This is a genomic window from Lactiplantibacillus paraxiangfangensis, assembly GCF_036246185.1.
Classification (GTDB): Bacteria; Bacillota; Bacilli; order Lactobacillales; family Lactobacillaceae; genus Lactiplantibacillus; species Lactiplantibacillus paraxiangfangensis.
In genome coordinates, this window is record NZ_BTPW01000013.1 from 53,208 (window position 1) to 74,227 (window position 21,020).

At 41.8% G+C, this 21,020-nt stretch carries 20 protein-coding genes and 1 pseudogene; 13 read left to right on the top strand and 8 right to left on the bottom strand.

Features of this window, described 5'->3' with window-relative positions; translation table 11 throughout:
* Nucleotides 1-10 precede the first annotated feature (10 nt).
* Complete coding sequence (locus tag AAA939_RS08725; protein ID WP_338209629.1) at nt 11-841, top strand: aldo/keto reductase; 831 nt, start codon at nt 11-13, stop codon at nt 839-841.
* Between the two features lie 128 nt (nt 842-969).
* On the opposite strand, the gene greA is transcribed toward AAA939_RS08725, so the two are convergent.
* Nucleotides 970-1,440, bottom strand: coding sequence for a transcription elongation factor GreA (greA, locus tag AAA939_RS08730; protein WP_338209631.1), 471 nt, complete (start codon nt 1,438-1,440; stop codon nt 970-972).
* Nucleotides 1,441-1,588: 148 nt separating this feature from the next.
* Between greA and AAA939_RS08735 the strand changes: the two genes are divergently transcribed.
* Nucleotides 1,589-2,185: a hypothetical protein gene (locus AAA939_RS08735; protein WP_338209632.1), complete on the top strand. Its 597-nt coding sequence runs from the start codon at nt 1,589-1,591 to the stop codon at nt 2,183-2,185.
* A gap of 347 nt (nt 2,186-2,532) precedes the next feature.
* Nucleotides 2,533-3,246, top strand: coding sequence for a glucosamine-6-phosphate deaminase (locus AAA939_RS08740; RefSeq protein ID WP_338209633.1), 714 nt, complete (start codon nt 2,533-2,535; stop codon nt 3,244-3,246).
* A 56-nt stretch (nt 3,247-3,302) separates the two neighbouring features.
* Here AAA939_RS08740 and AAA939_RS08745 read toward each other — a convergent pair whose 3' ends face one another.
* The 4 genes from AAA939_RS08745 to AAA939_RS08760 form a co-directional block, all read right to left on the bottom strand.
* Nucleotides 3,303-3,959, bottom strand: coding sequence for a hypothetical protein (locus tag AAA939_RS08745; RefSeq protein ID WP_338209635.1), 657 nt, complete (start codon nt 3,957-3,959; stop codon nt 3,303-3,305).
* A 209-nt stretch (nt 3,960-4,168) separates the two neighbouring features.
* The gene (locus AAA939_RS08750; protein ID WP_338209637.1) at nt 4,169-4,825 is read right to left on the bottom strand and encodes a hypothetical protein; all 657 of its coding nucleotides are present in this window, start codon (nt 4,823-4,825) and stop codon (nt 4,169-4,171) included.
* Between the two features lie 199 nt (nt 4,826-5,024).
* Complete coding sequence (locus AAA939_RS08755) at nt 5,025-5,681, bottom strand: hypothetical protein (RefSeq protein ID WP_338230844.1); 657 nt, start codon at nt 5,679-5,681, stop codon at nt 5,025-5,027.
* 89 nt (nt 5,682-5,770) lie between these two features.
* On the bottom strand, nt 5,771-6,424 hold the full coding sequence (locus AAA939_RS08760; RefSeq protein ID WP_338209641.1) for a hypothetical protein: 654 nt from the start codon (nt 6,422-6,424) through the stop codon (nt 5,771-5,773).
* Between the two features lie 144 nt (nt 6,425-6,568).
* On the opposite strand from AAA939_RS08760, the gene AAA939_RS08765 reads away from it, so the two are divergent.
* Complete coding sequence (locus AAA939_RS08765; RefSeq protein ID WP_338230845.1) at nt 6,569-6,760, top strand: hypothetical protein; 192 nt, start codon at nt 6,569-6,571, stop codon at nt 6,758-6,760.
* Between the two features lie 82 nt (nt 6,761-6,842).
* On the opposite strand, the gene AAA939_RS08770 is transcribed toward AAA939_RS08765, so the two are convergent.
* Nucleotides 6,843-8,258: a C69 family dipeptidase gene (locus AAA939_RS08770; RefSeq protein ID WP_338209644.1), complete on the bottom strand. Its 1,416-nt coding sequence runs from the start codon at nt 8,256-8,258 to the stop codon at nt 6,843-6,845.
* Between the two features lie 372 nt (nt 8,259-8,630).
* Between AAA939_RS08770 and AAA939_RS08775 the strand changes: the two genes are divergently transcribed.
* Genes AAA939_RS08775 through AAA939_RS08790 form a run of 4 tightly spaced genes read left to right on the top strand, consistent with a single transcriptional unit; the run spans nt 8,631 to nt 14,207 of the window.
* Complete coding sequence (locus AAA939_RS08775; RefSeq protein WP_338209646.1) at nt 8,631-10,472, top strand: PTS mannitol transporter subunit IIBC; 1,842 nt, start codon at nt 8,631-8,633, stop codon at nt 10,470-10,472.
* 36 nt (nt 10,473-10,508) lie between these two features.
* Nucleotides 10,509-12,584, top strand: a complete 2,076-nt coding sequence (locus AAA939_RS08780) for a BglG family transcription antiterminator (protein ID WP_338209648.1) — start codon at nt 10,509-10,511, stop codon at nt 12,582-12,584.
* A gap of 14 nt (nt 12,585-12,598) precedes the next feature.
* Complete coding sequence (locus AAA939_RS08785; protein WP_057706266.1) at nt 12,599-13,048, top strand: PTS mannitol transporter subunit IIA; 450 nt, start codon at nt 12,599-12,601, stop codon at nt 13,046-13,048.
* Between the two features lies 1 nt (nt 13,049).
* On the top strand, nt 13,050-14,207 hold the full coding sequence (locus AAA939_RS08790) for a mannitol-1-phosphate 5-dehydrogenase (RefSeq protein ID WP_338209651.1): 1,158 nt from the start codon (nt 13,050-13,052) through the stop codon (nt 14,205-14,207).
* Between the two features lie 373 nt (nt 14,208-14,580).
* Here AAA939_RS08790 and AAA939_RS08795 read toward each other — a convergent pair whose 3' ends face one another.
* Nucleotides 14,581-15,096 (bottom strand): MerR family transcriptional regulator, encoded by a 516-nt coding sequence (locus AAA939_RS08795; RefSeq protein ID WP_338209655.1) that lies wholly within the window; start codon nt 15,094-15,096, stop codon nt 14,581-14,583.
* 176 nt (nt 15,097-15,272) lie between these two features.
* Here AAA939_RS08795 and trxA point away from each other — a divergent pair, with 176 nt between their 5' ends.
* The 4 genes and pseudogenes from trxA (at nt 15,273) to AAA939_RS08815 (ending at nt 19,273) form a co-directional block, all read left to right on the top strand.
* Entirely contained in the window at nt 15,273-15,608 is a 336-nt protein-coding gene (gene trxA, locus AAA939_RS08800; protein ID WP_338209657.1) for a thioredoxin, read from the top strand.
* A gap of 153 nt (nt 15,609-15,761) precedes the next feature.
* Nucleotides 15,762-15,992, top strand: coding sequence for a hypothetical protein (locus tag AAA939_RS08805; protein WP_338209659.1), 231 nt, complete (start codon nt 15,762-15,764; stop codon nt 15,990-15,992).
* A 12-nt stretch (nt 15,993-16,004) separates the two neighbouring features.
* Nucleotides 16,005-17,195, top strand: a pseudogene (locus tag AAA939_RS08810) (glycoside hydrolase domain-containing protein); the annotation flags it as partial.
* A 1,331-nt stretch (nt 17,196-18,526) separates the two neighbouring features.
* Complete coding sequence (locus AAA939_RS08815) at nt 18,527-19,273, top strand: hypothetical protein (RefSeq protein ID WP_338209661.1); 747 nt, start codon at nt 18,527-18,529, stop codon at nt 19,271-19,273.
* A gap of 143 nt (nt 19,274-19,416) precedes the next feature.
* Here AAA939_RS08815 and AAA939_RS08820 read toward each other — a convergent pair whose 3' ends face one another.
* Nucleotides 19,417-19,959 carry a hypothetical protein gene (locus tag AAA939_RS08820; RefSeq protein ID WP_338209663.1) on the bottom strand — a complete coding sequence of 181 codons (543 nt, stop codon included), beginning with the start codon at nt 19,957-19,959 and terminating at the stop codon, nt 19,417-19,419.
* A gap of 788 nt (nt 19,960-20,747) precedes the next feature.
* Here AAA939_RS08820 and AAA939_RS08825 point away from each other — a divergent pair.
* Nucleotides 20,748-20,984 carry a hypothetical protein gene (locus AAA939_RS08825; protein WP_338209665.1) on the top strand — a complete coding sequence of 79 codons (237 nt, stop codon included), beginning with the start codon at nt 20,748-20,750 and terminating at the stop codon, nt 20,982-20,984.
* Nucleotides 20,985-21,020 lie beyond the last annotated feature (36 nt).

Consider the following 21,020-nt stretch of genomic DNA (forward strand, 5'->3'; position numbering starts at 1 on the left):
TGGCATTAGTTTGGAAACATATACGTTGCGGGACGGTTTGACCGTTCCTAAGGTTGGGTTTGGAACTTATAAATTAAACGGGGCCCACGGTGTTCAGGTGATTGATTCAGCAATTGACCGGGGCTACCGGTTGTTGGACACGGCGTTTAATTACGAAAATGAAGGGGCCGTTGGTGAGGCGGTCCGGCGTTCTTCCGTGCCACGTTCGGAATTGATTATCTCTTCAAAGTTACCGGGCCGGCACCACGCCTATGATCAAGCAATTGAAACGATTCAGGAATCACTGTATCGGGCTGGATTAGACTACTACGATCTTTACTTGATCCACTGGCCAAATCCGAAAGAAGATCACTACGTTGAAGCTTGGCAGGCGTTGATCGACGCGCAAAAGTTGGGGTTGGTTCGTTCAATTGGGGTCTCAAACTTTTTGCCAGAACACTTAGACCGCTTGGAAAAAGAAACGGGCGTGATGCCCGTCATCAACCAAGTAGAACTCCACCCGTACTTTAATCAGCAGGCTCAACGCGACTACGATGCTGCTCACGGTATTTTGACGCAGGACTGGAGTCCACTGGGGCGTGCCAGTGAAATGTTACAAAATCCAGTTTTGAAAGAAATTGCGGCGCGTTATCAGAAAAACGTCGGTCAATTGATCTTGCGGTGGGAAGTCCAATTAGGAACGTTACCAATTCCGAAGTCGTCTACGCCTAAGCGGCAATTAGGTAATCGCGATATCTTCGACTTTGAAATCAATGCTGAAGACATGGCGACCATCAATGGCCTGAGTTCTGCGGACGGTCGGTTGAAGAATCAGAATCCGGCCTTTTACCAAGAGTTTTAAGTGTAAGCCCTAATAAATATGTATAAAAGATAACCCAGCGTTAAAGGCCACAGATCGTACTTGCCAATCCGGTAGTATAATCTGTAACCTTTAACGCTGGGTTATTTTAGTGGCTGTTTTTTTAAGGCTTAGCCACGATTAATGGTGATAATTTTAACTTGGTAATTGCCGTTCGGTGCGCTAACCGTCACAACGTCACCCGTACTGTGATTTGCGAGTGCGGCACCGATTGGGGAAGTGAAGGAGATTTTGTTTTCTTCTAAGTTAGCTTCTTGTTTCCCAACGAGCTGATAGGTAAGTTGGTCGTGATCGTCCATGAATTCAATGGTCACAAACTTGCCAATGTCCAGTTTGTCATTATCTGCCGGCTGAACGACCTGTGCGTATTGGAGCTGCTTGTTTAAAAAGCGTAACCGGCTTTCTAAGCGTCCTAAATCACGTTTGGCATTCGTATACTCGGCATTTTCTGAACGGTCGCCAAGCGCCGCTGCGGCGGCCAAGACTTTGATGCGGTGGGGGCGTTGGCCCTTTAAACTTTCAATTTCTTGTTCAATGGCGTGATAGCCTGCGGGCGTCATTTTATTAAAAGTTGGCTCCATAGTCTCAAACCTCGATTATCTTGAATTTCTGGGAATAGTTTACCGCAATGGTAAATAAATTCAATGGGGGACAAATGGAACTAGTATTTTGCCGGATTTAGCGCAATAATCAATTCGATTAATAAATATTTTTATAAAAGGGGATCGTATGATGAATTTGATCACTAAATTAGGGGTCGTGACGTTAGCCGCTGTGACGGTTGCACCGTTAGCAAGTACCGTTGCACCGGTCACCGCACAGGCTAAGACGGTAAAAAAGAGTAGTAAGAAGAAAGCCAAAGCTTACAAGATCAGTAAAAACATTCTTAAAAGTCATAAAAAAGTTATGGTGAAGCTTGAAACAAAGAGCCGTCGGGGAATGGTTTTGTTACAAACGAGCAAGAAAAATTTACGGATTATCTGTAACTTTAGCTCTGAAACTTCGCACATTAATTATAAGATTAAGAAGCAAACGGTTAAGGGCAGCACGATGACTTTAAAGTTAACGCCAAAGTTAAGTAAAACTCAAATTAAATATGGCTTTGCGAAGGGTTCAGGAACAATCAAGTTAGTCCGCAAAGGGAAGAATAGCTATACGATTCCGACTATTTACGCTTCTGATCAGTACCGGATCAACGGTCACAAGTATCAAAACTATAATATGTGGCAAAAACCTAAGAAGGTTTCAGTAAAGAAGTTACAAGTTATGAGTTTAGCTAAGCTGAAGTCTATCCGTGGCCTTTTTGCTTCAGATTACAAGTTCTAGTAAATCGCCGAAAGAAGAGGCCGCTTGAGATGAAAAATTGCAAGCAACCTCTTTTTTTAGTGACCGAACAATAAGTGGAAATAGAAAAAAGGCCAAAAAAATAGCCAATAGCTTTCCAGGCCTTGGCTAGTCGTAGAGTTTCTCACGCTCTACGGAGTTACGAACAAGTTAAGTATAGGCAAAATAATTAGAAAATACAATTTATTTGTTATGAATGTAGGACGGAAACTGACAATAATGAGAACGTTATCAAACAAAAAATCAATTATTTGAAGCAAACCCCTTGAATTTTAGTCTAGACCAATATACAATTGGACTATACCAAACAAAGAGGGAGTCAGTTAATTATGAAAGTTATCGTAGTAAAGGATCAAGCTGCCGGCGGCAAAGAAGGATACAAAGTATTTAAGGATGCTCTGGACAATGGGGCAAAAGTATTTGGGTTGGCAACTGGTTCAACTCCTATCACGACTTACAAGGAAATCATCAAGAGTGATTTAGATTTCAGTAACTGCACGTCTGTTAACTTGGACGAATATGTTGGTATTGCACCAGACAACGAACAAAGCTACAAGTACTTCATGCAAACAAACTTATTTAACGACAAGCCATTCAAGGAATCATTTTTACCAAATGGTTTAGCTTCAGACCCAGAAGCAGAAGTAAAACGTTATGATAAAGTTATTGACGAACACCCAATTGACTTACAAATTTTAGGCCTTGGCCGTAACGGTCACATTGGCTTTAACGAACCAGGTACTTCGCGCGACGTTACAACCCACGTGGTTGATTTAACGGAATCAACGATCGAAGCAAACTCACGCTTCTTCGCTAGCGAAAACGATGTTCCTAAGCAAGCCTTCTCAATGGGCTTAGCTTCCATCATGAAGAGCAAGCACTTATTGCTTGAAGCCTTTGGTGAAAACAAGGCCGATGCCGTTAAAGGCATGATCGAAGGTCCTGACACCGTTGACTTACCAGCAAGTATCTTGCAAAACCATCCGAACGTAACCGTTGTGATTGATGAAGCGGCTGCAAGTAAGTTAAGCAAAAAATACTAAACTTTAGCAGAATAGAAAATCGTCCGGTAACTTAGAAAAGTTGCTGGACGATTTTTTTACTTCAAGTTGACGATCGGCTTTAGAGCAGTGTAGTAAGTCACTTTGATGTGCTTGAGTTTACCTGGCCCATGTAAGGACGTCTTTTTGACGGCCTTGCCGAGGTACTTCTTAATATACGAATTGATTTTAGCATAATCGCGGCGGTTCTTTTTAGCAGCTTTTATGCTAGTAACATCCATCCCGAATGGGTTAGAAATCCACCAAGACTTTTGGCCAATTCCTTTCTTGGATTTGGACCAAATATTGAAGGAATAGTAATGTTCTTCTTCATTGTAAGCAATTAGGACCTTATGATGTTTAATCGTCGTTTGACGGACTGTCTCACCACCGCTGCCATGGGCAAAGTAAAGGGTGTTAGACTTGGCACCAGTAACTTTATAAGGCGTGAAGTATTTTTCACTGATAGCAGTATAACTGTTTTCATCGCGCGTGTGCCGGTATTTAGAGTTACCAAAGCGTTTAGCGGATACCTTAATTTTGTACGTTTTTCCCTTGGCTTTTTGATACCAAGTTCCCCGAAATTTCTTCGGCATACTCTTTAGTTTGTGAGTCTTAATTGCAGCTTGTGCCGATACCGGTTGCTGGTTAAGGCCAATAACGCCAATCCCCATGAGCGCAGTCGTAAGCGCGAGTTCTTTAACAAGTTTGTGCATGTGATCCCCTCCAGTTATAAATAACTTTATAAGTATAACGCTAATAGTTATCTTGGAATCATTAACTTCTAATGACTGGTTAATCGTTTGTCTTGAAAAATTCGAATGACTGATGAAACAGTTCCGAGCAAGCTAAGCAAAAGTATTAAATTTTAGCAGTTAATAAAAAAGTCCGGCAACTCGTAAAAGTTGCTGGACCATTTTGTCGTTTATTTTAGGGCATTAAGATTTTTTGCAGCAGTGTAATAGGTAACCTTAATATGTTTCGCTTTACCCCAGCCGTGCATTGTCTTTTTCTTAGTGGCTTTGCCAAGATATTTCTTAATATAAGGATTAACCTTAGCAAACTCTTTCTTACCTTGTTTAGCAGGCTTGACAGTAGCTAGGTTAAGGCCAAATGGGCTAGAAGATTGCCAAGATTTTTGGACAGAAGATTTTTTGGATTTTGTCCATGTATTTAAACGATCACTGTGTGCTTGTTCATTAAAACTAATCAGAACTTTGTGATGTTTAACCGTAGTTTGGCGAACGGTTTGGCCACCGCTGCCATTGACTAAGTATAAGGTATTAGACTTAGCACCGGTGACTTTATAAGGAGTGAAATATTGTTCACTGCTATAAGTGTAACTGTTTTTATTGCGCGTATGTCGATACTTAGAGGTACCAAATTTTTTGGCAGATACCTTAATCTTAGATGTCTTCCCCTTGATGGTTTGATACCAAGTGCCCCGAAATTTCTTTGGTATACTTTTCAGCTTGTGAGTTTTAACTGCGGCTTGTGCTGAGATTGGCTGTTGGCTAAGGCCAATAACGCCAACTCCCATGAGCGCAGTCGTAAGAGCGAGTTCTTTAACAAGTTTGTGCATGTGATCCCCTCCAATATAAATAACATTATAATTATAACTCTAAAAGTTATGTTTACATCATTAACTTCTAATGAGTTAACGTCATTGGATGGTGGCTTGATAGTTGATGAATCAGTTATAGGTAAGCTCAGAACAGAATACTACCCCGTAACTGCAAAAAAATGCCAGAAAACTTTTACAAGTTTCCTGGACAATTTGTTTATTTTAATTTCATCGGGTCTTTGATGAAAGTGTAATAAGTTACATTGATGTGTTTATATGGACCGTTCCCATGCATGGACTTTTTCTTAACGACTTTGCCAAAGTATTTTTTGATATACGGATTGATCTTAGCAAAATCGCGACGGTTCTGTTTAGCGGTTTTAACGCTAGTAACGCTCATTCCGTATGGGTTCCCAGCGCCCCAAGACTTTTGAACGGAACTCTTTTTGGATTTAGTCAAAGTATATACGGAGTTGCCGTGTTCCTGTTCATTGTAATAAATTAAAGCCTTATGGTGCTTAATCGTAGTTTGCCGCACCGTTTTACCACCAACGCCGTTGACTAAGTATAAGGTATTAGACTTAGCGCCAGTAACTTTATAAGGCGTGAAGTATTGTTCACTGCTATAAGCCGCACTATTTTTATCGCGAGTATGTCGGTATTTAGAAATACCAAAGCGCTTAGCTGACACTTTGAGCTTGTACGTTTTTCCCTTAGAAGTTTGATACCAAGTTCCCCGAAACCTTTTTGGTATACTTTTCAGCTTGTGAGTCTTAACTGCGGCTTGTGCTGAGATTGGCTGTTGACTAAGGCTAATAACGCCAACTCCCATGAGTGCAGTTGTAAGAGCGAGTTCTTTAACAAGTTTGTGCATGTGATCCCCTCCAATTATAAATAACTTTATAATTATAGCGCTAAATGTCGAATTAAAAATTAATTACTTGGGAAGGTGATCTAGCTTAGTTATCTGATATAAGAATCGTATTTAATGATATTGTAATACGTAATTTTAACGTGCTTCATTTTTCCGGATCCACGCAGAACTTTCTTTTTGACGGCTTTGCCAAAGTATTTCTTAATGTAGGGGTTGACCTTGGCGTATGAATTTCGGTTTTTCTTCATAACTTTTACGCTGTACATTAATCCACCAGGGCTAGCAGTAGCCCATGACTTTTGAGCGGAACTCTTCTTAGCCCTTGTCCATGTATTCAGCTGATAACCATGTTCTTGCTGGTCATACTCAATTAAAACTTTATGATGTTTAATTGTCGTTTGGCGAAGGGCTTGGGCACCTGAAAAGTTTATTAGGTAAAGGGTATTTGGTTTAGCGTGAGTGACTTTGAGTGGTGTAAAGTACCGCTCACTTCCGGCAACATCACCGTCTGGAACTTGAGCATGTCGGTACTTGGAAATACCAAAGCGTTTAGCTGACACTTTGAGTTTATACGTCTTCCCCTTGACGGTCTGATACCAAGTTCCCCGAAACTTCTTAGGTATACTTTTCACTTTATGGGTCTTAACTGCGGCTTGTGCCGATACTGGCTGTTGGTTAAGACCAACAACGCCGACTCCCATGAGCGCCGTTGTTAGTGCGAGTTCTTTCACCAATTGATGCATGTGATCCCCTCCAAATATTAATATCATTATAATTATAGTTCTAATTATCAACGCCGAATCATTAATTTACGCATAAATACCCATCGTCTGTCTTGCTAAATGCCGTGCGTAACCGCTAAAATTAAAGTAGCAAAAGAAGTCGGGGTGGGGAACATCGGAGTAACAGGCATACTATTAATATTGATTGTGGCACTGATTGCTATCGGGGGACTTGGTATTCGACGTCATCAGCCTCAATTGATCATCATTGCGAGCTTAGGGTTAGCTCTAATTGTGATTGGCATGATCTGGTTTATTTTGACACCAGATCCCAATGGCGCAGCAATCATGTTATAAAAGTAAAGACACCAATTAGATGGTACTAAAAAAGAAGCATTGCAGGAATTCTGCAGTGCTTCTTTGATTTTTAAAATGTGTTCTACAGGTTCTGGCCCTTTTCCCAAGTCGTTGCGGAAAGGAGTAGTCCTTGCTTAACCAGTTGGTCGAACAAGGTGTGAGTCCGTTTGGAAATTTCGCCGGCTGTTGCAGCGTTGGCTTTAGTCAAAAAGTCGGTCGCATCGCCAGTAATTGTGGCGTCGGCTTTGGCAACTTGTTCGCGGGCGAAGGATTGGCAACCGTCTTTGTAAGCGTTGACGGTTTCAGCAAATTCGTGCCAGTGGGGTTCGATGAGCACTGACAAGGTCTTGGACAACCAGTAAACGTTGTTAACGTCGACGTTAGCCGTTGTATTTTGGTAATCAAGCGGTGTGTCCTTGATATTAGTAAAGAATGGAACGTATGGTGCGTAGGCAAAGAAGCCCATGGCAACCCATTGAATCGCAGCTTGTTCTGCGGGAACGTCGTTGCGAATTTGCAAAATCGATGAACACTGGTTACGGTCCATTGCGATTGAACGGTAACGTTTTTGTTCCCGTTGATCACCAGAAGCAAAGGTGCCGAATGGATCGTACGGGGTGCCGTTGTAATGGGATGACAAGAAGAACTGAACGTCTTCAATCGCAAGCTTTTTGCTAGGTTGCCGGAACATTGGCATGTCTTGGTCGGTTGGTTGTTGTTCAATTTCAGGATTGAACAACTTTTGACCGTACCATGTCCGGGGCGTGTTGTAATAGGCGTCGGCTTCACTCTGCGTACCGAAAATTTCGCGGAAGTTAAAGTGGCCGGGATTAGGGTTTAAATGGTTCTTTTCGACGAATTCAGCTAAATCACTGGCCCCAAGAAAGTTATCAGTATCACTCAGGTCCATTTCTTGAACAACGGTTTGGTTAGGAACGATGGCGTAAGTGTCATCGGGAACGCGCACGGCGCCCCAACGGTGACCACCGGCCGTTTCGAGGATCCAGATATCATTCTGGTCGTTGAAGGCGATACTGTTGCTTTCGCCCGTACCGTATTTTTCAAGGAGGGCCCCTAAACGCTGAACACCTTCCTTAGCACTTTTAATGTAGGGTAATACTAAAGTGACCATGGCTTCTTCGTCCACACCGTCGTGGACTAACGGGTCGTAGCCGAGTACGCGGACGTTCGTTGCCGTAGTTTCAGTGGCACTCATGCCGACGTTTAGTTCGTTGATTCCGGCTTCTTCATATTGGCCGTCACTTTGATCTGCTTGTGGCGTTGCCGTGTAACGATAAGCGTGGTCTGGTAGTGGCACCGTCACACCGGTCGTTACGGAATGGTAGGTCGCGTTGGACTGGTCCTTAGCGGCGTGAACCACGAATTTAATGGGGTTGATCGGACCGTAACCATCTTCATTACGAGCAACGATCGTTGAACCGTCCATGCTGGCGGCTTTCCCGACTAATATTTCAGTACAATCAGAATCTTTCTTCATTGGATAATTCCCCCTTGGTAATTCCAGTATAGGAGTCTGAAAATGAATTTCAACGGCAAAACGGGGGGGTGACATCAGGGATGGACGTGGCGGGACTAACGCAGTAAGTGAAAAATAACAGCAAAATCAGTGATTTTTGTGATAATTCGCTTGTGAAAGCGTAATCATGAGGAACGAAATTTATGAATAATAAGGGCTTTCATTACCTATAAAAGGCCATTCTTACATTTTGTGCCAACTTTGTCACTTGTGAATGGTTGAGTTTAATTGTGGCACAGTTTGGTGTGCCAAGGGTCTGCCTAGAACTTCTTGAAACCGTTTTCCCGTCCCGATATGATAGAGACGTTAAGAAAAAGGAAGGAGCTTTATCAGATGAGTGAAAATGTAAATACAAATGCAACGCCAACCGCTCCCGCTGCAAAGAAAAAAGTGGGTCTCAAGGCGCGCGTTCAAAAATTTGGGAGTGCCTTAAGTAACATGGTTATGCCGAACATCGGGGCCTTCATCGCTTGGGGGCTAATTACCGCGATCTTTATGGCCGGTGGTTGGTGGCCAAACGCTGGATTAGCAAAGATGATTCAGCCAATGGTTCATTATTTATTGCCATTATTAATTGCCTTTACCGGTGGGAGTATGATTGCCGGGCATCGTGGCGGGGTCGTTGGGGCCATCGCAACGATGGGTGTCATCGTTGGTTCAAGCATTCCAATGTTTATCGGTGCCATGATTATGGGTCCTTTAGGTGGCTGGGTCATCAAGAAATGGGATGACGCCGTTTCCGATAAGATCAAGAGTGGTTTCGAAATGTTAGTCAACAACTTCTCAGCTGGGATTATTGGGATGTTGTTAGCAATCGTTGGTTACTTTGCCATCGGTCCAGTGGTTACCGGCGCAAGCGCCTTAATGGCCGCCGGTGTTAACTGGATCATTAAGATGAAGTTATTACCATTAGCAAACGTCTTCATTGAACCAGCTAAGATTTTGTTCTTGAACAACGCGATTAACCAAGGTATCTTGACGCCGCTTGGGATTCAAGCTGCAGCCAGTGCCGGTAAGTCAATCCTGTTCTTACTTGAACCAGATCCAGGTCCAGGTCTTGGAATTCTGTTAGCCTTCGCCTTATTCGGTAAGGGTACTGCCAAGGCTTCCGCACCAAGTGCAATCATCATTCACTTCTTCGGTGGGATTCATGAAATTTACTTCCCATATGTATTAATGAAGCCAGCATTGTTCTTGGCCGTTATCGCCGGTGGTGTTACTGGGACTGCAACCTTCAGTATTTTAAACGTTGGTTTGCGTTCAACCCCATCACCTGGTTCGATTATTTCATTATTATTAATGTCACCAAAGAGTTTACCAAACTATATCGGGTTACTTGTAGGGGTTACCTTAGCAACCTTAGCTTCCTTCATCGTTGCCGCAATCATCTTGAAGCGTGACAAGTCCGGCGCAACCGCTGACTTAGCTACTGCCCAAGGTCAAATGAGCGCAATGAAGAATGGTAATGCCGAAACTGCTGAAGGCAGCAATGCTGAACCAGCTGACGTGATTGCTTCTTATAAAGACGTTGATCACATCATCTTCGCCTGTGATGCTGGGATGGGTTCATCCGCAATGGGTGCTTCCTTACTCCGTGACAAGGTCAAGAAGGCCGGCATCAACATGTCCGTTACCAACACGGCTATCAGTAATTTGAAAGATGAACCAGGCTTATTAGTCATTACACAAAACGAATTAGCTGACCGGGCTACTCAAAAAGCACCACACGCCCTCCGGTTATCCGTTGATAATTTCTTAAGCAGTCCAAAGTACGACCAAATTGTTGTGAACTTAAAAGCGCGTGATCAAGTCAGTGCTGAACCAGCACCAGCTTCTGAAGCGCCCGCAGCGCCGAGTGATGACGCAAGCGATTTACCAGCTGGTTTGAATTTATCAGTTGTTGATGAAATTGTCTTTGTTCACCACGATGGTCATCTTGGTACGGCAACGATGGCAACATCATTGATGAAGGATCGCATTAAGAAAGCCAATAAACAAGTTAATGTTAAGAACTTAGGTATTGATGAATTAGCCGATGCCAACAGTCTGTTAGTTGTTTCTAGCCCAGAAGCTGCTAAGAACTTACGGACTCGTTACACGCAAGTTCAAATACTAGTCACTGATGATCTTTTGAGCTCACCTAAATATGATAAAATAGTATCAGGATTGAAATAAATCGATATAAATACTGTTATTGTATGAGGTGGCTCCATGGTTAAGTTCACGCAGCGTCAAGACGAATTATTACAATTGTTGTTAGCAAATCCCAGTGGCCTTTCAATGGGCCAGATTGAAACCGGTCTCAACAGTAGCCGGCGGACAATTTACCGCGAGTTTAGTAACTTAGAGCTGGTCTTAGAAAATGCCGGCTTGAAGGTAGTTAACGTGACGCACCGGTTTCAACTAACCGGGGCAGAAGCGGCCTTAGCTGAGTTTAAAAGTCAGCTAACGGCGGGACACGAAATTGCACCAGCATTTGATTCGCAGACGCGTCAAAATGCGTTAGCTTGTCGGATTCTCATGTCAGACCGGTCAATGAAATTAAAAGAATTGGCGATTGATTTTGATGTCAGCGTGGCGACCATTTCTAACGATTTGACCACGCTAGGCACACCGTTTGACGATTATGATTTATCAATTGAGCGGTTAAAGTCCCGCGGCATTCAAGTTGCGGGCACGGAAGGTAATATTCGGAATCTGTTTGCCACGATCTTGAATAATGAAATTAATGATTACGAGTTTTTCAAGACAATCGGCAAACTCAATCAGGGCTTGGCTGTATCGGCCAGCGATGAACAATCGTACTTCTTGAACTTATTAGATGCCGGCACGTTATTGATTTGTTACCATGCCGTTCGGGATTTAAAAAAGAAGTACTTTGCGTCGGTACCGGATGGTCAGTTGCAACAACTGATCATTACCTTGACGACCGGGGTCATGCGGTTGAAGAGTCATAAGCGCGTCACGTATTTACGGGGCATCAATCGCGATGACTTTCTCAAATATCAGCGCATTGCGCTTGCCATCATGACTCAGTTGCCAGCGGACGTTAAAGCCGTTATCACGGGTGCGGAAATTGATTTTCTAGCCCAGCAGATTAAGGGATTAACGTTCCGTATTGACCAAGACGCTTCGTTATCGAACTACGATTTGCAACTCACTTATCGGGTAAAGAAGTTAATCGACGCGGTTGCCCATCACTTTAATTGGTCGTTTGGGACCGATGATCGGTTACTGAATAACCTGACGGCGCACATGCAAATTGCGTTGCAACGTAACGGTGTTAATGGTCCGGTGCCACCAAGTCCAGAACTGCAAGAAGTTCGCGAACAGTACCCGAAGCTATATTCGGCGGTCGTGCGGAGTTTTGCCAGCACGTTCCCGGATCAAGATTTTAAAGCGGATGAATTAACGTACTTGTTGATTCACTTCGCCAGTACGTATGAACAACAATTAAGTCACCAAGCCTTAAAGGTGTTGGTACTCTGTCCGAATGGGATGACGACCGCCCGGATCTTAAAGACCCGTTTGGCACGCTTAGTCCCAGAGATTACCACCATTGAAGTCGCTCGAATTGGGAACCTTGGTCAAATCAACTTACAAGGATTTGACATGATTCTCTCGACGACGACGCTGCCCGGGTTCAAGTTGAACTACCGGGTGGTCAGCCCGTTGTTACTTGAAAATGAAGTCAGTTCGCTACGTGAATACATCCACCAGTATTATCCAAGTACGCTGGCGGTTGAAGCACCGGCCGTTGATGAGACGACGACGAATCTGGACTTTGATACCGTGTATCAACGAATGACAATCGCTAAACAAATTCTGAATCGGTTTACGATCACCCCCATTAGAAACGATCGTGAAACCATTGCGGAGACCTTAGTTAAGATCACCAAGCATATCGATTCGAATTTGATACACGACCCCCTAGAAGTTGCGGGGCGGTTGTTACATCGTTTGAGTAGAGCACCGGTTGGTATCCCTAACACCAACCTGGCGCTAGTGCACACGTTAAGTCAACAGGTGACCGCTCCGTATTGTGCCATCTTTGAACTGGATCAGCCAATCACCTTTAAGAGTATGGATCAAAGCGAGATTCGGCTTCAACGAATTGTGTTGATGCTCGGTCCCGAAAACATCAGCGACTTTGAAAATCGTTTGATGGGTAAGTTGAGTGCGTTAGTCATTGAGAGTTTGGATAACACCCAGACTTTTATGACCGGTGATCGCCAACAACTATATCAGTTAATTAGCAAAGCCTTTTTGAACGAACTAACGAAATAGAGTAGGTGAATAGAATGGAAGCTTTAGATAAAAAAATGATTGCGTTGAACCAACAAGTAGCAACGCAAGAAGAAGGCATCCGCTTAGCCGGTCAACTTTTGGTCGATGGCGGCTGTGTCGAGCCTGAATATATTGACGCGATGCAAGCGCGTAACAAGGATGTTTCTGTTTATATGGGTAATTTCATTGCCATCCCCCATGGTACTGAAGATGGCATGAAACACATTAAAAAGACCGGTATTTCAGTGGTCCAAGTACCAATGGGTGTTAGCTGGGGAGACCCAGGCAATAACGATGATGACAAGACCGTCACAGTTATCTTCGGAATTGCCGGGTTGAACGGTGAACACTTGAACCTCTTATCTCAGATTGCCATATACTGCAGCGATGTCGCCAACGTGGCGAAATTAGCGGACGCTCAATCTGAAGATGAAATCATAAATCTATTAAAGGAAGTTGATTAGAATGTTAGACGTACATTTTGGCGCAGGTAATATTGGTCGGGGCTTCATTGGCGAAACCTTGGCTGACAACGGCTTTAAGATCACTTTCGTTGACGTTAACGAAACTTTGATCGATGAATTAAATAAACGCAATGGTTACACCATTGAATTGGCTGCAGAAGGTCAAAAGCATATTGAAGTTCACGATGTAAAGGGGATTAACAACGGCAAAGATCCTAAGGCAGTTGCTGAAGAAATTGCCCAAGCTGACATGGTTACGACCGCGATTGGGCCAAAGATCTTGAAGTTCATCGCGCCACTCATTGCCGACGGGTTAAAGTTACGGCATGCTAACAACAATACGACTCCAATTGACATTATTGCGTGTGAAAACATGATTGGTGGGAGCCAATCATTGAAGAAGTCAGTTTACGAATCCTTAGACGATAGCGAACAAGCTTGGGCCGACGAAAACGCCGGGTTCCCAAACGCCGCTGTTGACCGGATCGTGCCACTTCAAAAGCATGACGATCCATTGTTTGTTTCCGTTGAACCATTCAAAGAATGGGTTATCGACAAGTCACAAATGAAGAACCCTAAGATTCAATTGAAAGGTGTCGACTATGCGGACGATTTGGAACCATATATCGAACGTAAGTTATTCTCCGTTAACACTGGTCACGCCACCGTTGCTTACACTGGTAACATCAAGGGCTACAAGACCATTGGTGAAGCCGTTAAAGACGACAGCGTGGTTGACCAAGCTAAGCGCGTCTTAGGCGAAACTGGGGACTTGTTGATTCAAAAGTGGGGCTTCGATCCTGAAGTTCACCACGCTTACCAAAAGAAGATTTTGAGCCGGTTTGAAAACCCATATATCTCAGATGATATCGAACGGGTTGGCCGGACCCCAATTCGGAAACTTGGTTATGACGAACGCTTCATCCGCCCAATTCGCGAATTGAAGGACCGTGGTCGCGACTACAGTGCCCTCATTGATACGGTTGGTGAAATGTTCTTCTTCAACTACCCTAACGATAGTGAAAGCGTTAAGTTACAAGAAATGTTGAAAGACGAACCAATCGAACAAGTTATCCGCGAAACGACTGGTTTAAAGGATGACGACTTAATTAATGAAATTAAAGCTTCTTACGAAAAGCATTTAGCTGCAACTAAGTAGCGTAAAAAAATAAAGTACCGGGATCACAAACCGCCATAGTGATCCGGTACTTTATTTTTTTGTCTAAAAGTTGAAAATGAAATTTGGGATTAATTACGGTTATATTAATATCTGGATTAATACAAATTAATAGTCCGGTTGCCACTGATGACATGCGGTCGTGGGACCGGGCCTAGCCTGGAAAGCGGTCTAGGCCCTCGCCCGGAACACTTGCAAAAGACGCAATTGTCCCGGACCGTCCGTGGCCTAAGACCGGAAAATCACCGGTTAAGGCCACCTTCACGACCGATATCATCAGTGACAACCTCCGATTATCCGATAGTAATAACAATAGTAAGTCCGTTTTGAGCAGAGTCGGATAATTAAGGAATAATTAGTTCCAGAATTGCCACCACGGTTTAGCGGCCCGTTGCTTGGCCGCCTGATCGTCTAGGCGGTCCAACACGAGGTTGAGCCGGTAGTTGAGGGAATCTAATCGGCGAATGATAATTTCTTGTTGCTTGGCCAGTTCGGCGTTACTTGGACCACTTGGTTGGGTCGCTGCGGGTTGTTCAGGCTTAGTGGGTTTTGCGGCAGGGGTCACCGTTTCTTCTATGGTAGCTTCGCTGACTGGTTGCGTTCCGTGTTCGTTGAAGGTTTGGTCTAAAGCGTTGGCTAGCGTTGCACCTTGTTCAGTGAGTTCAATAGCTGCCTTAAAGGTTGCGAGGTCTGCCTGGTTGTACAGGCGGTGACTGCTATCAGTTGTTCTGAAACGGGTCTCATCATTGAGCTGTTTTTCGACTAACGTACTGTATTTGCGCAAGGTGACTGCCTTGATGCCAAGTTGTTTAGCAGCAACCGAGGCCACTAGTTTCGTTTCTTGTTCGGAATTAATTGTTTGTTCAGACAAAATAAGCACTTCCTTAAGATATATCGTTTCTATAACGCTATTATATCGAATTTTTGAATGAACGAACACCGTTATGCGCTTTATTAGTGACCGGGGTTCAGGCTTTTAGAACGTGATGAGTGGTCAAAACATGCTATGATAAGACGTAAAATTAATTGAAGTGAGGATCTTTAAATATGATTGAACCAGTAGACGCGACCACCTTTGAAACGGTGGCCGACGGGACGGCGTTAACGGTGGTTGATTTCTGGGCGGATTGGTGTGGCCCTTGCAAGATGCAGACGCCAGCCTTAGAAGCGCTAGATGAAGACTATGACGGAAAAATTAAATTCGCCTCCCTGGACGTTGACCAGTACCAGGAAATTGCGGAAAAGTTTGAAATCATGAGTATTCCGGCCCTCGTTGTTTTTAAGAATGGTAAGCCGGCTGAAAAGGTCGTCGGTTTCCATCCACAAGCAGCGTTAAAAAAATATTTAGATCAAAAATTGGCTGAAGTGACAACGGCCGAATAAAAAGACGTCTGTTAAGGCGTCTTTTTTATTTGCTGTTACTGTGCCCAATTAACACGTCGCTTGTAAAAGCGGAATCCCGTTTTGATTGCCTTTTTTTTGTTACATGGACATCGTTGATTAATTTTAGTTTTTATATAGCATTGATGGTCAAGGATGCCGGTATTTTACCAAGATGGTGACTTTTCCGCGGCCGTTGCAAGTGAGATTGAAAAGCTTCGTAAGTTTATGGTTTTACCAGCGGGTAGCCTTGGTAGCAATGATTATCCAAGCACTGTTGACCTGCGTGTCATTAAAGGATTACTAACGAGTAATGGTGATACGACTCGCGATTCTATCGCGTTTGATACTGCTACTCAGTTGACTGATTCAGCAATGATTAAGTGACTATATAATTCGGGATTTTCGATTGTTGGACGTTATCTGACAGGCACGGTGGGTGATCCAAGTAAACATAACAACAAATTTTTGACAGATGACGAGATTGAAAAACTAACGGATGCAGGCTTTTCTATCGTTCCAATTTATGAGGATGGTGGTTCTGAGGAATCGTATTTTACCGAAGAAAATGGGAGAAAAGATGCGTACTATGCGGCAAATGCAGCTCGACGTCTTGGTTTCCCAACGGGCACACCAATCTATTTCGCTGCGGACCTAGATCTTCAGGATGGAGATATTGAAGGAACCGTTATTGCCTATTTACAAGCAGTACGGGCCGCTTTAGATGATTTAGGATATAAAACGGGGTTATATGGTACTCGTAATATGTGTCGCCATGCAGCAGAGGGAATGGGTATTGATTATTTCTACGTTGCCAGTATGTCGTATGGGTGGAGCGGGAATCTAGGATTTCCAATGCCAAAGCACTGGTGCTTTGACCAGTTCATTGAATATACTACTGGGTCAGGTGTGGGAATTGACCAAGTCGCCTCTTCTGGTCGTGACACGGGAGTTGGTAAAGGCGAATTTGTCAAAACAGCACAAGTTGATGCAAATGATGCCTTGGAATACATTTTTAATAATACTAACCTGACGATGGACGGCAGATACGTTCAGGACCTTGGACGCGTAAAAATGATCTATAAAGCTACACATGAACTTGCTAATAAGAATAGTAATTCAGTTCTTACTATTTCAAATGGGAAAGTTCCAGAGGCCGACTTCACAGAGCTGTTAAATGTACAAGGTGGGTTTCCAGAAAACATTGGTCATTTGACTTTATCAGGGTTGGATCAGTGGGGAATTACTGAAAAAATCAAACGCGGAAATGTTGAAATTGACTTTAATGGTTATAAAGATGGTGGCGTAGGCTTTACAATGAAGTTTTACGTTTACAAAATTGATATTGGAGATTTGGATGAGACTCTTACCATTGAAATTGAATCTGTTTTTAGAAGTGAACCCAAGGATAACTTTCCAAAGCCTAAGCCCAAACCGGAACCAGTACTTACTTTGTCATGGGAATTTACAATTGGAATGTGTTTTGCTTTGGCAATCATTATCTTAGTTGGTGAATTTTATGCTCTTGGGGCTGCTGCGTTGGCTGGCCTTGTAGAGGAAGCAGAAAAAATATTTCAAAGCTTATCTTAAAGATTCTTGATGTTTTAATATATAACAATATGATAAATTTCAGTAATGATTTGGAAAGTTGAGAATGTATTAAAATAAGTTACCTTCGTGCCTGCTAGGTATACAAGGCAATTCTATAGTTCTTGCAAAGACCTTTTATATCAACGAAGAAGTAAATAAAAGACTAAAAAAGCAAGAATATAAAGAATAAAAGTCAATTGAAGCCAGTATCTTTGTATTCGCTTATAGTCCATTTGATTAGGTAACAGGAATTGTTGCTTGTCTACTGGTTGCTCTTTCCAAATAGGCTGTGATTTCCAAAAGGAATATAATTGAGATTGCAATAGTATTGCGAATGGAAAGAAAGTAATGAGTACACCGATACAAATCACTAGCCATACCCGGTCAAGATGAAAGAATAAATTGATTAAAAATAATACTATGCCGCCGCCATTGCAAATTATAATGATAATAAGCTCTATCAAACACAGGACTTTATTACGGTGTGAACTATTAGCGAAATCTTGTATTAGTTTCGTTCGAATTTTTGCTCGACTCTTTTTATCTAGACTTTTTTTCATGTATATTCCGAAAAAATACGTTTCATCTTTCATGGTAAAACTTTTTATTTTTAAAAATAGAGATATTGCTAAAAAAGACAAAGCCAAGAATGTAATTACAAAAAATGTAAATATCACTTGTTGTCATCTCCTCAGGTAAGCAAAATTCTCTAAAAGAATTTGCAATCATTATGAACACTCGTAACAACTTTTGATGAATAGGTGTTTGGAATCTACTTACTGGGATTCAAAAAAATTCAGCTCTTAATATTAGTTCATATAACTAATTATTGTTTATCTAAGTATACAGATTGATTTCGTAAAAACTCTATTACACCAAGATATTTTACAGGTTAGCAGTATTGTTTTCAAGATGTATGACATAATGTACATCACTCTAATTGCTTGGGAAATGTATAGGTTCAATGTTTATTATATTTCACATTAACAATAGCGCTTTTTTTACTGTCTGCCAGCCATTAGTAGGGAAAAATGAGGCTTTATGGGAGGATCTGATTGCTGAAATAGTGGATAGGACTATGGTCAGAGAAGCATGGCTGTTCGATTATTATCTACTATTTTTCGTGAATAAACTGGGCCTATAAATGAAATACAAAAATAGCAATCCTGCTACCAACGTTGATAGTCAAAGGGTTCGCTGCTCTTTTATGATCTGATAAATGTTTACAGAACTAATACAATAGATTTACTGGGCTGAAAGAATACTTTGTTAAAGTGTCATTAGAACCGAAAAAACAGTTCCGATGACACTTTAGACGAGGGGGAGAATCCATGAAAAGAATAACTATGGCACTTTTTGTAGTATCTGGGTTTACAACCGTTTCAATTTTGACCAGCTGCAAGCCTAAAATCTTCTTTAAAGCACAGAAAAATAGGACTGCTTCAATAGCTGATCAAGCAACGGTGGCAATTAGAGATACCAAATTGAAACATCGATTCAAGACACTAAAGGCACGTCATTATTTCCCCTACGACGGCAGAGAAATCACAATATTCACAGAATACGGAATAGAAAAACAATATGCCAATGATTGGATGTTCACCGCACCATCCACGGTAACTCTGACAATCAAAGCTGGTACTAGAATGGATGATTTCGATTATCAAGTCAATTCAGTAAGATCCGATGTTTCTGCCGTTTCAGATTATGCCGGGTTCAACGGGCTACGGCAAGACAGCTACTCCAAAGACTATACTCAGTTAAAACGTGGCGGCGTTGATATAGATTCAAAAAAAGATTTCACATCGCGGTTTCACGTAAACGGTATAAACCGAAATAATAATTCTGTCCGAATCGCTACTGGTCACAAAGGTAAGCGAATAACTGAAGATTATTTGCATAAATATATCGAAGGTGGTGAATTACGTACTACCTGGAAACTTCTGATTACTGATAAAAAGTCCGGTAAACAATATATGCAAGAAGTTGTGGATAGCGTTGGACTAGCTTATAAGTTCGGCAATGAAAAAAATAAAAGTCATCAGGAGGCAGATATCATCTCAATCGAGGATGAGTAATGTCCTAACCTAATTAGCTGTTAAAGCCGTGATAGCTTATTAAAAACCGACCAACACCTTTGCACGATACTTGGTGTTGGTCGGTTTTTTAAAAAATATTATTTAGATGAAGTATCAGTGATCATATTAACTAAAGTGAATCATTATATCACAGAAAAATTGTAGTAAATTCCTAAAAAAAGTATCAAATATAGAAGGATCATAATTTGTAACCATAGATTTCTAAGACGCTTATGATCTTTTACATTTGGTAATAAAAAAGGTTGCTCATTTATTGGACGTTCTTGCCAAATAGGTTGAGATTTCCAGAAATCATATAGTTGTTTCGTAAGTATTAAAAGAATGGGACCAGGAAGTGTAAAAGTCAGTAAACAAAACATCCACCAGATTGGTCCTAACAAAAAAATAAAACTTATCACAAACAGAAGAATGCCACCAAAATATCCTATACCAAAGATTGAAAGCTCCAACCAACACAAGATCTTATTGCGTCGTGAACTATTTGCAAACTCGCTTAAAGCAGTAAACTTAATTTTCCACTGAGTTTTTCGCTTGGCCTGTTTCTTTATAAATAAGCCAAAAAAGTAAACTTCATCTTTTTTGATGAACCTTTTTAAATCATTTAAAAGATGTATTAGTATGACGAATAAAATCAATGCAAAAGTGAACAAGACCGTAAATAACATTAGTTTCCACCTCCTCAAATATGAAAAATGGGAATTGTGCTTTCGTTACACAGTAGTCTTTGTAGCTGATTTTAAAGGACTTGACCAAGTGGTGGCATATCAACTGCTATGTGTAATGTTGGCTTTATATTTATGGTGTGGAAAAAATTGTGACACTAAGAGAGGCTCCGAGTAGTTTTTGATGAATGTTTCATTTTCAATTTCGTGACAAGTAGTTAATTTAAGCCAAAACGTTAGTTAACGTGTTGAATTAAAATGATTTTCGTTAGATAGAATTTTAGAAATGAAACGCTGCTTTTACATTCTTGTACAAGAATATTGTACATGTGGCTTGTAATGCTTTCAAGAATTTTTTGCCTGTATACGTCTTGAATGGAATGGATTATTTTTATTTTCATATATTGAATATGTCCTTTGAAACCGGTGCGGATCAGCATGCGAATCCGGTTGCACAGGCACGTATTCTCAGGCTCGCTGTTGTAGCGATATAAATGTTGCAATGACTATTTTTAAACTGATTCTATTAATAAATCGGGTATTAGTACTGCCAGTTATTTACTGCAATGGGTAGTTTGGGAGACAGTTTCAATTTAATTACTTATATTTTTGATAAATCACAACTGATGTCAAATTAAAGTCTACTAAGTTTTCATGAAAACAAGCTGACGAATCGTGCGTGGTTGGAACGGAAAGCTTATTAATAATAAAAGAGTCAGGGGTTTTACAATATAATTAGCGGTATCCGTGTTACATTAAAATGAAATAAATCGTTTTTGGGGGAACGCTTTATGAAAAAAATCGTTTGGTTACTACGTTTGGGAATCGTCGCCTTTGGGGCGTTGTTGGTTTTTGAATCGATCGAAGCACCGAAGCATGAGCCAGCACCAAGTGTTTACGTTGTCAATCCAGCCGTTGAAAACAAAACGGCTCAGCACAATTCCAACGGACAAGTGCGGTTACCGCACGAAGTCCTGCACGCACCACAGACGGTACCCGTAGCGGCGCCGCAATCACTGGCATCGTAATTTTTAATCGAAGAAATAGGAAAGGCCTTAATTACC